Origin of the sequence: Pseudomonas sp. P9_2 (assembly GCF_034008255.1) — a bacterium.
Taxonomy (GTDB): Bacteria; Pseudomonadota; Gammaproteobacteria; order Pseudomonadales; family Pseudomonadaceae; genus Aquipseudomonas; species Aquipseudomonas synxantha_A.
Map to the genome: position 1 here is coordinate 5,814,262 of NZ_CP125376.1, position 11,930 is coordinate 5,826,191.

The 11,930-nt window shown below is 60.5% G+C and carries 11 protein-coding genes; 8 read left to right on the forward strand and 3 right to left on the reverse strand.

All coding sequences use genetic code 11. The features are described from left to right. Positions 1–39 precede the first annotated feature (39 nt). Positions 40–447 (forward strand): PA2817 family protein, encoded by a 408-nt coding sequence (locus QMK52_RS25435; protein ID WP_003190109.1) that lies wholly within the window; start codon positions 40–42, stop codon positions 445–447. A gap of 86 nt (positions 448–533) precedes the next feature. On the opposite strand, the gene QMK52_RS25440 is transcribed toward QMK52_RS25435, so the two are convergent. Next, positions 534–1,481, reverse strand: a complete 948-nt coding sequence (locus tag QMK52_RS25440) for a LysR family transcriptional regulator (RefSeq protein WP_194440382.1) — start codon at positions 1,479–1,481, stop codon at positions 534–536. A gap of 89 nt (positions 1,482–1,570) precedes the next feature. Between QMK52_RS25440 and QMK52_RS25445 the strand changes: the two genes are divergently transcribed. Beyond that, a complete protein-coding gene (locus QMK52_RS25445; protein WP_194440381.1) occupies positions 1,571–2,251 on the forward strand; it encodes an alanyl-tRNA editing protein in 681 nt (226 codons plus the stop codon). Positions 2,252–2,316: 65 nt separating this feature from the next. Here the strand turns inward: QMK52_RS25445 and QMK52_RS25450 are convergent, their stop codons facing one another. Together QMK52_RS25450 and QMK52_RS25455 are read right to left on the reverse strand one after the other, a co-directional pair. Continuing rightward, complete coding sequence (locus tag QMK52_RS25450) at positions 2,317–3,891, reverse strand: alkaline phosphatase D family protein (RefSeq protein ID WP_194440380.1); 1,575 nt, start codon at positions 3,889–3,891, stop codon at positions 2,317–2,319. Continuing rightward, entirely contained in the window at positions 3,888–4,442 is a 555-nt protein-coding gene (locus QMK52_RS25455; RefSeq protein ID WP_005786672.1) for a GNAT family N-acetyltransferase, read from the reverse strand. The genes QMK52_RS25450 and QMK52_RS25455 overlap by 4 nt, the downstream gene beginning before the upstream one ends. Before the next feature lie 190 nt (positions 4,443–4,632). Between QMK52_RS25455 and QMK52_RS25460 the strand changes: the two genes are divergently transcribed. From QMK52_RS25460 to QMK52_RS25485, 6 genes are all read left to right on the forward strand, one after another. Further along, complete coding sequence (locus tag QMK52_RS25460) at positions 4,633–5,040, forward strand: ExbD/TolR family protein (RefSeq protein ID WP_005786670.1); 408 nt, start codon at positions 4,633–4,635, stop codon at positions 5,038–5,040. A gap of 2 nt (positions 5,041–5,042) precedes the next feature. Next, positions 5,043–5,774 (forward strand): energy transducer TonB, encoded by a 732-nt coding sequence (locus tag QMK52_RS25465; RefSeq protein WP_005786668.1) that lies wholly within the window; start codon positions 5,043–5,045, stop codon positions 5,772–5,774. A 24-nt stretch (positions 5,775–5,798) separates the two neighbouring features. After that, positions 5,799–8,084 carry a TonB-dependent receptor gene (locus QMK52_RS25470; protein WP_320403622.1) on the forward strand — a complete coding sequence of 762 codons (2,286 nt, stop codon included), beginning with the start codon at positions 5,799–5,801 and terminating at the stop codon, positions 8,082–8,084. A gap of 24 nt (positions 8,085–8,108) precedes the next feature. Next, a complete protein-coding gene (locus QMK52_RS25475) occupies positions 8,109–8,756 on the forward strand; it encodes a MotA/TolQ/ExbB proton channel family protein (RefSeq protein ID WP_005786664.1) in 648 nt (215 codons plus the stop codon). Between the two features lie 56 nt (positions 8,757–8,812). Continuing rightward, the gene (locus QMK52_RS25480) at positions 8,813–10,030 is read left to right on the forward strand and encodes a phospholipase D-like domain-containing protein (protein WP_320403623.1); all 1,218 of its coding nucleotides are present in this window, start codon (positions 8,813–8,815) and stop codon (positions 10,028–10,030) included. Between the two features lie 95 nt (positions 10,031–10,125). Then, positions 10,126–11,865: a dipeptidase gene (locus QMK52_RS25485; protein WP_320403624.1), complete on the forward strand. Its 1,740-nt coding sequence runs from the start codon at positions 10,126–10,128 to the stop codon at positions 11,863–11,865. The last annotated feature ends 65 nt before the right edge of the window (positions 11,866–11,930 follow it).

Genomic DNA, 11,930 nt, shown 5'->3' on the forward strand with positions numbered 1-11,930 from the left:
ATACTCTCGCGCCCGTTTTTGCTTTAGAGGACTTATCTCGTGTCCAACGTCGTTGCCGATCATCTCGTCTTGCTCGACCACTTGCGCAGCATCCTGGTTGCCGTCGGCGAAGCCGAACAGGTACCCGAGGAAAGCCACTCGCTGTTCCTGGAGCGTTTCGACGAACTGCGCGCCCTGTTGCCGATCGATCCGATCGAAAGCCAGTACCTGGGCCAGGACCTGATGAGCCAGGTCATCCTGCGCTACCCGCAAATCGCACACTTGGTGCCACGCGACCTGCTGTGGTTCTTTGGCGGCGACTGCCTGCACTTCATGCCCGACGAAGAACTGGACCTGTACCAGGCCCTGGAAGAACGTCGCTATGAGGCCGAACAGAACGACGAACCGTTCGACTGGAACCAGGAAAAGCAACTGCTGGCCATGCCCCAGGACCAGAGCAAGCACTGACTTTTCAAGCACTGAGATTCAAATGTGGGAGGGGGCTTGCCCCCGATAGCAGTGGGTCAGTCAACGTAAGGGTGACTGACAGAGCGCTACCGGGGGCAAGCCCCTCCCACATTTAGCTTTGGCTCCTTGGCCATGCATTCCACCAGATAATCGATAAAGACCCGCAACTTCGGCGGCAGGTACCGCGTCGGCGAATGCAGCAACCACGCCTCGCCATGGTACGAGGCAATAAAATCCCACCCCGGCAACACCTGCACCAACTGCCCCGCCTCCATGGCATGCCGCGCCGTGAAATACGGCAAGCTGCCAATCCCCACATGCTGCAATACCGCATCCAACCGCACCCCAGTGTGGTTCGCTGCATAACGCCCGCGTACGCCAACCGTCACCGCCTTGCCGGCCTGGCGAAATTTCCAACGCGAATCGCCCGGGGTTTCCCCCAGGTAGATGCAACTGTGTTCAAGCAAATCGTGGGGATGGCATGGGGTGCCATGCTCGGCCAGGTACTGCGGCGTCGCGCACAGCAGGTGTTCGATGGGCAATAGCTGGCGCCCGACCAGGCCGGGAGGTGGACTGTCAGTGATACGAATGCTCAAGTCGACATTGTCGTCGATCAGATCCACATGCCGATCTTCAAGGATCAATTGCACATCCACCTTGGGGTAGCGCCGCAGAAATTCCGGCATATGCGGATGCACCACGAACCGCCCCACGGCCTTGGGCACGCTGACCCGCACCAGGCCCTCGGCTTCATGGTTGAACTGGCCACTGATTTCCATCACAGAGCGCGCCGCGTTGACCATCTCCTGGCAACGCTTGAACACCTCTTCACCGCCCTCGCTCAGGCGCAATTTGCGCGTGGTGCGTTGCAGCAAGCGCGTGGCCAGGGCCTGCTCCAGGCGTGAAATGCTGCGGCTTACAGCCGAAGGTGAAACGCTCAGTTGCCGCGCCGCTTCAGAGAAGCTGCCGGCTTCCACGACCTTGACGAAAATCGCCATTTCACCCAACAACGGCAAAGGAAGATTGATGCTCATGACGCACAGGTCCATTGATAATTGAGCGGATTATCACTCATCTGCGCACTATTTATACTGCCCACAGAACCCTGATGCGGATGTAGACCATGACCGAGCGCCTGTTTTTTACCCATGACCACCTGACAGCCGAGCTGGAAGTGCTCAGTTGCACCCCGCATGAAGAGCAATTCGCCGTGATTGCGCAGTCGACGATTTTTCATCCCCAAGGCGGCGGCCAGCCGTTCGACACCGGCTGGCTCGGCGATAGCCAGGTACTGCGGGTCGTGCAGGAAGCCGAACAGGTGGTGCATTACGTCGACAGACCTCTGGAACCTGGACCGGCCATTGCACGAGTCGACGCACAGCGTCGCGCCTTGCACAGCCGCCTGCATTCGGCGGGCCATTTGATCGGCAACGCCGGCGAACGTCTGGGCTGGATGCCGATCAAGGCCCACCACTGGCCAGGCGAAGGCAAGATCACCTTTATCCGTGGCCAAAGCGCGCAAGACATGGATGCGCAAACGCTCCAGCAATGGGTCAACCAGTGGATCGCCGCTGACTATCCACGGCATATGACGCTGGATGAAGGCACCCGCGAAGTCGGCTTCGGTGAATTGCCGGCTTACGCCTGTGGCGGCACTCATGTGCAAGCGTTGAGCGAGCTGGGCCAGGTGACGATCCTGGCGCTATCGGAGAAAAAGGGCGCATTGTCGGTGCGCTATGAAATTGAAACTAATGTGGGAGGGGGCTTGCTCCCGATAGCGGGGTGTCAGTCAGCTTACCTGTAACTGATCCACCGTTATCGGGAGCAAGCCCCCTCCCACAGTGGACCGATGCGCCACAGAGAAATAGGCTAGACGGCAATCGCCCCAGCCCTGCCCGGCTCGACCACGAACGACTTCAACGTCGACACCGTCGCCGCCGGGTCACGCGGGTCACTGATCGCCCGAAAATTCGTCAACATGCTGTCGGCCGCCAACTCCACCGACACATACCCGCGCTGGCGGCTGTCGAAGAACTTCACATGGGGGTTAAGCGGCATGATCTTCATGAACGCGTCATAGGGTGGGCCGTCGGAGGTCACCGACGAGCCAACGAACTCGGTGGCAACCACCGCCGAGTCCGGGTTGTCGGCGTTCGCATGCAGGTCAGTGGCCCAGAACGAATGAATGTCCCCGCCCCAGAACACCGGGTTCTTCACGCGATTGCGCACAATCGACGCCAGCATCCGTGAGCGGTTAGCCATGTAGCCATCCCACCCATCGGTCCAGCGCCCCGGCTTGTGGTTGGTGAGATCGCGCTGGATCAGCGGCGCCACCAGCAAATCCTGGGCGATCACATTCCATTGCGCCTTCGACTGGGCAAAACCCTGGTCCAGCCAGGCTTCTTGTTGCCAGCCGAGCAACGTGCGGGCGGGGTCGCGCAAGTTGCTGCAAGGGGTGGTGACAACATGCCCCTGGTGGCTGCCATTGGCTGCGATGCACGGTTGCTCGGAACGGTACTGACGCCCGTCGAGCACATGGAAACGTACAAGCCGGCCGTAGTCCAGACGTCGATAAATACGCATGTCCGCGCCCTTGGGCACGCTACTGGCGCGCAAGGGCATGTGTTCGTAAAACGCCTGGTAAGCCGCCGCCCGTTGCTGGAGAAACTGCGCCACCGCAACCTTGGGATCCTGGGACCAGCGGTTGGCATAGTCATTCTGCACTTCATGATCGTCCCAGGTCGCCACGCTGGGTGCGGCGGCGTGCAGGGCTTGCAGGTCCGGATCGGTCTTGTACAACGCGTAGCGGTTGCGATAGTCGCTCAGGCTTCGCGCATTGCCACTGCCGTGAGAACGAAAAACCTTGCCAGAATCCGCCGCGTAGGAGCTGTCGTAAATATAGTCGCCGAGGAAAAACACCAGGTCGGGCTGCTCCGCGGCGAGGTGTCGGTAGGCGCTGAAATAGCCGCGTTCCCAGTGCGAACAAGAGACAAACCCCAACCGGGCCGAGGCCATGGCGTGCGGCGCTGGCGTCGTGCGCGACTGGCCCACCGCGCTCTGCGCACCAAGCCCTTCAAACTGGTACCAATAGGGTCGGTCCGCCGCCAGCCCTGCCACTTCGACATGCACTGCGTGAGCGAAACGCTGCGTCGCCAGCACCTCCCCCTGCCTCACAATACGCGTCATCGCCGCATCGCTGGCCACCCGCCAACGCACTGGCACTGAGCGACTCAGGCCGCCACGGCCATCCGCGGCGTTGAACAACGGCGCCAGGCGCGTCCATATCACAAAGCCATCCGGCAACGGGTCGCCGGAAGCCACGCCGAGGGTGAACGGATAATCCACCCCGGCACTGCGCGCAAACGGGCTGAGGATCGAAAACGCGGTAGCGACCGCCAGCCCGCCAAGTATCCGGCGCCGGTCGTGGTCTACCCCGCCGCTCACAGACAGCGCTCCCAGTCGTCACGTACGGTGGCAAACCCGAGCAAATCCTCATACACGCCGTTCTTTAGAAACGCTTGGCGCATGCAGCCTTCATAGCGCAGGCCGATCTTTTCCATGACCCGCGCCGATTCCTTGTTGCGACCAAAGCACTGGCTGCCCACGCGCTGCAACCCCAGCTCGCCGAAGCCGAAGTCCATCACCGCGCTTGCCGCTTCTGCCGCATACCCCTGGTTACGGCAGTGCGCCGCCACCCAGCCACCCAAGTGCCCATAGTGATGCCGAGCATTGATGCGCAGGCTGACCATGCCAATCAACTCGTGTGTGCCCAGCACATGCATCCCCAGGTTCAGCAGTTCACCAGTGCGGTATTTATCGGCAATCCCTGCAATAAAATCCTCGGCGGTTTCCAGAGTGTAGGGCGATGGAATATTCGCCGTGTTGTCAGCAATTTTCGGGCCGTTGGCGAGCGTGAAAAGCAACTGGGCCTGGTGCATTTCCAATGCTCGCAACAGCATCCGCGGGGTAGTCAATTGAGGCAATGCTGTGTCCATGGACGCTGGTTCTCAAGATAAATTTCTCAAGCATGTCCGCCCCGAGTGTCAGTTTCATTACGTGCCATAACTGACCGGTAAGTTTTCTGAAATCCCCGTCCTAGAGCCTTTAAACCGTCAATTAAAGTTAACCATTCGGTCATTTTTGCTTGCTAGCGTGTTGCCCCTAATTCAATAACGGGGTAACGGAATGAGAACCTGGGACGAACCCAAGAAACGCAAGGCGCACATCGAACTGATCCCGATGATCGACGTGATGATGTTCCTGCTGGTGTTTTTCGTACTGGTGAGCCTGAACGTGATTCCCGCGCTCGGCATGAAGACCCAATTGCCCAGCGCCAGCAGCTCGCAGCAGCTCAAACCGCAAAACAAATTCATCCTCACCCTGGGCCTGGAAGGCCAGTTGCAACTGGACGGCAAGGACCTGACGGTGGATGCCCTGGTGCCGGCCTTGAAGGCGGCCGAGAAGCCCGACACCAAGTCGACGATCATCGTCAACAGCGACAAAGGCGTAGAGGTTTCGCGCCTGGTGGAAGTGATGGACACCCTGCGCCTGGGTGGCTTCACCTCCGTGTCCATTGCTACGCGTAAGTCTTGATCATGTACGTTCTGTTTCGTGCGCGTCAGCTGCTGGGCAGTGTCCCGGCCCTGATCGCCCTGGTGCTGATTGCACTGGGTATCCAGTCCCAGACCTTGAAGGTCGAGCCGGTGTATGACGAGTCGGCGGTCGAATTGGCCTTGGTCGAGCCGGAACCGGAAGTCATACCGGAACCGGTGGTGGAACAAGAACCGCCACCGCCGGTAATAGAAGAGGAAGAGGCCGCGCCGGCGCCACCGCCACCGCCCAAGCCGCTGCCTAAACCCGAACCCAAACCCAAACCCAAGCCAAAACCTGTGCCCAAGCCGGCGCCCGTGGTCGCCAAGCCCGCGCCAACGCCGCCACCGGTGGCCGCCAAGCCAGCCCCGGCCGCCGTCGCCCAAACGGCACCGACGCCCGCCCCACCGGCGCCACCGAAGGTCGATGGCCAGGCCCTGGAAGGCGGTTACCTCAAAGGCTTACGCAACGAGTTGGACACCTACAAGCAGTACCCCACCGGGCGCCAGGCGTCGCTCGAACGCCCCAGCGGCGAGGTGGTGGTGTGGTTGCTGGTGGACCGCCAGGGCCGTGTGCTCGATTCCGGCTTGCAGACTCAGGCCTCAAGCATGTTGCTCAACCGGGCCGCCACCAACAGCTTGCGTCGCATCAAGCAAGTCAAGCCGTTCCCCGAACAAGCCTTCGGGGGCCGCAATGAGCAGCGCTTCACCGCCACCTTCAACTACAGCGTGCAATAAGCACCCGACATCAGGACGACAGTGATGAAGTTCACCCGCATTCATCTGGCACTCGTTGCCGCGACCAGCATGAGCCAGGGACTGGTCATGGCAGAGACCAGCGACAGTGATGTCGGCACCATTGGGGTACAAGGCAAGGCGAGCGCAGGGGGCGGTTACATGGTCCCGGAAGAAAGCATCAAGGGCCGCTCCACGGTGACCAAGGAAGCACTGGACAAGCAGGCAGCAACGGGCAATGCCATCGATAAGCTCAAGTACACCCCAGGCTTGAACATCTCCAGTGAAGACAACACCGGCCTTTCGGGTTTTCGCTTCACCATGCGCGGCATGAACTCCGACCAGGTGGGCATGTCGGTGGACGGCATGCCGATCAACGACTCCGGTAACTACGCGCTGTACTCCAACCTGCTGGGCGACCCGGAAAACATCGACCAGATCTTCGTCACCCAGGGTGCCTCGGAGGCCGATGGCCCGCACATCGGTTCCAGTGGCGGCAACATCGGCATCGTGACCATTCGCCCGACCAAGGAAACCGGCGCGTTTGTCAAACAGGTGGTCGGCAGCAACGCCACGCGCAAGACCTTCGCCCGCCTCAATACCGGTGAAATCAACGGCCTGAGCAACTGGCTGTCGGTGTCCCATACCGAAGGGCAGATGTGGCGTGGCTCAGGCGCGGTGCGTGCAGACAAGGTGGAGTGGAACAGCTTCTTCGACGCCGGCAACGGCAACACCGCCAACCTGATCCTCAAGTACCACGAGCAGGACAACAACAGTTATAGCCAGTTGACCAAGGCGCAGTTCCAGCAGAACGGCCGCAAGTACGATCCCTACCCGGCCACGCCGAGCGTGGGCAGCAACGGCAAATACAACAGCTACTACGCCCTGGCGCAGAACCCGTTCCAGACCTTCACCGCCGTGCTCAACACCCAGTTCAAACTGGCCGACAACCTGGCGCTGTCGGTGATCCCGTATTACTACTGGGGCAACGGCAGCGGCGTCGGCTCGTCCGCCTACGCACTCAACCGTGGCTCCAACCAGGGTGGCGTGTTCGACCTCGGCAACCTACCCACCGCCGCCCAGTACAACGCCGATGGCACACCGAACAGCGGCGTGTACTACCGCCCTTCTCGCACGCAAACCTGGCGGCCGGGCATCACCACCAAACTGACCTGGGACCTGGGCGACCACAGCCTGCAATTCGGCTACTGGTACGAGCGCGCACGCCAGAGCCAGACCCAGCCGTTCATTCCCCTAAAGAGCAACGGCAAGCCGGTGGACACCTGGCCGGATTCCAACAGCGCCATCGTCGATGCCAACGGCAATCAGGTCCAGGGGCGCGACCGCTTCACCGTGACCCCGGCGCAAAAGGTCTGGGCCCAGGACACCTGGTACATCAACCCGGACTGGACCTTCATCGCCGGCCTTGCCTACATGAACGTCGAGCGGGACGGTACCAACCACGGCAGCCTCAACGAGCGTCCGGAAAAACGCAACCAGACCTATAACAAACTGCTGCCCAATGTCGGCCTCAAATACCAACTGGACGAGCGCGACCAACTGTTCTACAGCCTGTCGCGAAACATGCGCGTACCGCAGAACTATGCGCTCTACGACAAGGGCGTTGATTCGATCAACCTCGAGCCGGAAACCAGCTGGAACCATGAACTGGGCTGGCGCTACAGCGGCGACGACATGACCCTGGCCGCCACCCTGTTCTACATGGACTTCAAGAACCGCCAGGTCTCATCCAAAGACATCAACGGCGACGCCGCCGACATCAACGTCGGTGCCGTGACCAACAAAGGCCTGGAGCTGGAATGGAGCGGCCAACTGCCCCACCACTTCAACTACTACACCTCCTACACCTACACCAAGGCCGAGCAGCAAGACGACATGACCGTCTACAACGCCGGCAAGCCCATCGTGCTGCCCACCAGCGGCAAGCAGTTCGCCAACGTGCCCAAGAACATGCTGGCGGCCAACGTTGGTTACGACGACGGGCGCTTCTACGGCACCTTCGGCGGCAAGTACACCAGCAAGCTCTATGGCGACCTGACCAACGACGAAGCCATTTCCGGACGCACCGTGTTCAACCTTGGCGCCGGTATCTACCTGCCGGTGGACAAGAAAGTCGTCAAGGACGCGACCCTGCGCCTGAACGTCGACAACCTGTTCGACAAGAAGTACCTGGACGGCGTGTACACCACCAAGACCAACGCGGCCAGCTACAGCGGTTTTCGCGATGGCGACCCGGCCTACATCGTTGGCCTGGACCGCACCGTAACGGTTTCGCTGGAAGCGAATTTCTAAGACTGACCCAAGAGGAACACCAGCATGGATATGAACCTGCTCCACGACGTCACCTTCTATGTGATGTACGCGGCGATGGCCATTGCGATCTTCATCGCCATCGAACGCGGCATCTACTTTGCCTACGTGCGCCGCCAGGCTCGGGCGTTGATCGACGCCCTCGGCGCCCCCGTGCACAGCGAGCGTGACCTGCCGGAAAACCTGAGCCGTCGCGACAGCCTGCCGCTGAACATGATCCTGCCGGTGCTGGCGCAGAAAGCCTCCAACGGTTCACGCAAGGACCTGGACGACGAAATCGACACCCAATACCTCAAGACCCGTGCCCCGCTGGCCCGCAGCCTGTGGATCATCGAGACCATTACCACCGCCGCCCCGCTGCTGGGCTTGCTGGGTACCATCCTCGGCATTATCGACACCTTCAAGGCACTGGCCACGGCGGGTGTTTCCGACCCAGGGCAGATTTCCGGTGGTATCGGCACGGCCTTGTTCGCCACCGGCCTGGGTATCGCCATCGCGCTGTTCTGCGTGGTGTTCCACAACTTTTTCCAGGACAGCCTGGAACGCATCAACGACCAGTTGAAGATCCTGTTGATCCGCGCGGCCAGCGGAGCCCGCGTACAAGGCGAAGTGCCGCACCTTGTACCCACCTCCTTGCACAGCCGCACAGCGTGATCCGTCGGGCGGGCGCGTAATACGCCCGCCCCTTTGTTTTATCCGATGAGACGCCTATGTCCCTTTCGATGAAGTTGCGTATCGCCAGCCTCGCCGGCGTGTTGCTCAGTCCGCTGGCCCAGGCGGACTTTTCCATTCCGGGGTTTGAGCTGGTGCACACCGTGCCGGTGGATACCGCCCTGGGCACCGCCGATCTGCGCCAGACCGGCCCGGTATGGATCGAGCTGTTCGACAGTGCGAAGAGCCGCATTGATATCGGCCAGTTCTACGCCGTCGACCATCCCGGCTCGGTGATGGACACGGTCATCGAACGCCTTGAGGCTGCCGGCAAGCGCGGCGTGAAAATTCGTTTTTTGCTGGAAGAAAAAGGCATCAGGCTGTCGGAAGCTGCCACCCTGGAACGCCTGCGTGCGATCCCCAACCTGACCTTGCGGGTGCTGCCCTACGGGCAACTGAGCGGCGGCATCATCCACGCCAAATACCTGCTGGTGGATGGCACACAGGCGTTTATCGGCAGCCAGAATTTCGACTGGCGCTCCCTGGAACATATCCACGAAACCGGGCTGCGTATCAGTGATGCAGCCGTCGTGGGCCAGGTGCAGGCGATCTTCGATCAAGACTGGCAAGCCCAGGCTGCGCTCGCCGATAAGCAACCGGTGCCTCTGCCGGCCACCGGCCAGGCGCCCGCACGCACCGGCAACTACCTGGTGGCCAGCCCGCAACGCTACAACCCGCCAGGCGTAGGCGACTCACAGCTGGAACTGCCACGCCTGCTAAGCGAAGCCAAAAAAGAAGTGCGTGTGCAATTGCTCGATTACGCGCCACTGTCCTACGGGCCTGATCGAACCCGCCCGTACTACGCGGTGATCGACAACGCCGTGCGTGCCGCTGCTGCCCGCGGGGTGTCGATCAAACTGATGGTGTCCAACTGGAACACCGACAAGCTGGAACTGCCCTACCTCAAGAGCCTGGCGGTATTGCCCAACGTCGAAATCAAGATCGTCACCCTGCCCGAAGCCAGGCAAGGCTTTATCCCTTATGCCCGAGTGATCCACAGCAAGACCATGGAGATCGACGGGCAAGTGGCGTGGGTCGGCACCAGCAACTGGTTGGGCGGTTACCTGGATAACTCGCGCAATCTGGAGGTGGTGATGCGCAGTGAAGCGATGGCCAGGCGTGTAGGGCAATTGCATGAGCAACTGTGGGACGGGCCCTACGCCAGAGCCTTGAGCGTGACGGATGAATACCCTGAGCCCCATCCTGGCCAGCATTGACCTTGGGCACCTGAGTAGTGGTAGTGTGTGGAAATGTTTCCGACTTACCTGTCAGAAACACCCTACTCACTACCTGCAAAGGAATGCCTTAAACAATGCACTTTCCACTCAAGCAATTGGCAGTTGCCACCCTGTTCGCGGCTAGCCTTTCGGCCCTCTCCACCCCCGCTTTCGCCAACATCAGCGCAGACCAAAGCGCGGCGATTGTGAAGAGCTTCAGCGAGACATCGGTCACCGATTTCCGCAGTTTCCTCGGCAACCTGGCCAAGGGCGAGCTGGGTAAATCGGCTGACGTCGGCCCGGCTATCAGCGCCTTTCTCGACAACAAAACCCTGAACGCCGAGCAGCAGAACGAGATCAATCGGCTGCTCGGTATCTACACCCGTGTGAAGTACGGCAAGGCTGCCCTGGAAACCTTGCGCGAGCTGGTGGAGATTCCGACCTTCAACGTAGACGGGCTGCCACAGTACAAAAACCCGGAATTCCTCAAGATCGCCGACAAGATCCAGGCCCTGGCCAAATCTTTCAACCTGAACTTCCGTAACGTCGATAACCGTGTGTACGAAATCTCCCTGGAAGGCAGCGGTGATGAAGTCGTCGGCGTACATGCCCATGCCGATGTGGTGCCGGTCACGCCGGAAAACTGGGTGCTGCAAGACGGCACCAAGCTCGACCCATTCAAGGTCACGCTGATCGGTGATCGCATGTATGGCCGTGGGACCGAAGATGACAAGAACGGCATCGTCGTGGCGATGTATGCCATGAAGGTGATCAAGGAAGAAAAACTGCCGCTGGCGCGCACGTTCAAGCTGCTGGTGGACACCACCGAAGAAACCGCCGGTGACGCGATTCCCTACTACTTCGAACGCAACCCGGTGCCGCAATACAACCTGGCGCTGGATGGCGGCTACCCGGTGGTGATCGCAGAGAAAGGCTCGGGAACCGTTATGGCGACCTTTCCGGTGCGCAAAGGTGAAGGCACAGGCGCAGAAATCATCGCAATGACCGGCGGCAAGGCCACCAACCAGATTCCATCGGTTTCGGTGGCCACGCTGGTCAGCGATAAGCCTGCTGAGTTAGCGGCCAGCCTGCAGCAGGCCGGTAATGACTATGCCAAGCGCAACGGCGGCAATTTCCAGGTCAGCGCCAAGGTCGATGGCAAGGACGTCAAACTCACTGTCACCGGCGTATCCGCCCACTCCTCCGAACCCGAAACCGGGGTCAACCCGGTGGCTCGTATGCTGGAACTGATCCACGGCGTGGACGGCAAGATTGCCCTCAAGCACAATCACATCACTGATGCGGCGCGTTATGCAGCCGACAACTGGGGCCTGGATTACCTGGGCGGCAAATTGGGCGTGGGCTTCGCCGATGACTTCATGGGGCCGCTGACCACCTCGCCGACCTTTGTCGGCCTGGATGACAAAGCCTTCAAGCTGGCGGTGAACCTGCGGGCGCCGAAGGGTAAAACCCCGGAGGCACTCAAGGCACAGATCGAACAGAAACTGAATGCCTGGAACCAGCAAGCCAAGGTCAACGTGAGCTTCGCCTATTCGCTGGATACACCGATGTACCGCAACCCTGAAGGTGAGTGGGTCAAAGCCTTGCTGGCGGTCGCCACGGAAAACCTGGGCATGCCGCACAAGTTCGGCACCTCGGCCGGTGCAACCTCGGTGCACGACTTGCCCAATGGGGTGCAATTTGGCCTGGCCCGTCCGGAAGAGAAGTACACCGGGCACACCGACAGTGAGTTCAAAACGGTTGAGCAGTTCCTGCTGGACCTGCAGATCGTCACTGAAATGATGGGCCGCGTCGGGCAGTTGCCGAAGCTCTGACCCATGTGAAACCCAAGCGAGGCTGCGATGGCGGCGGCACAGGCAACATTTTCATCGCCTGAACC

Excerpts from the sequence above, each read along its gene's own strand:
- QMK52_RS25440 (WP_194440382.1), bottom strand. The coding sequence starts at position 1,481 with ATGAGCATCAATCTTCCTTTGCCGTTGTTGGGTGAAATGGCGATTTTC.
- QMK52_RS25445 (WP_194440381.1), top strand. The coding sequence starts at position 1,571 with ATGACCGAGCGCCTGTTTTTTACCCATGACCACCTGACAGCCGAGCTG.
- QMK52_RS25455 (WP_005786672.1), bottom strand. The coding sequence starts at position 4,442 with ATGGACACAGCATTGCCTCAATTGACTACCCCGCGGATGCTGTTGCGA.
- QMK52_RS25460 (WP_005786670.1), top strand. The coding sequence starts at position 4,633 with ATGAGAACCTGGGACGAACCCAAGAAACGCAAGGCGCACATCGAACTG.
- QMK52_RS25465 (WP_005786668.1), top strand. The coding sequence starts at position 5,043 with ATGTACGTTCTGTTTCGTGCGCGTCAGCTGCTGGGCAGTGTCCCGGCC.
- QMK52_RS25470 (WP_320403622.1), top strand. The coding sequence starts at position 5,799 with ATGAAGTTCACCCGCATTCATCTGGCACTCGTTGCCGCGACCAGCATG.
- QMK52_RS25475 (WP_005786664.1), top strand. The coding sequence starts at position 8,109 with ATGGATATGAACCTGCTCCACGACGTCACCTTCTATGTGATGTACGCG.
- QMK52_RS25480 (WP_320403623.1), top strand. The coding sequence starts at position 8,813 with ATGTCCCTTTCGATGAAGTTGCGTATCGCCAGCCTCGCCGGCGTGTTG.
- QMK52_RS25485 (WP_320403624.1), top strand. The coding sequence starts at position 10,126 with ATGCACTTTCCACTCAAGCAATTGGCAGTTGCCACCCTGTTCGCGGCT.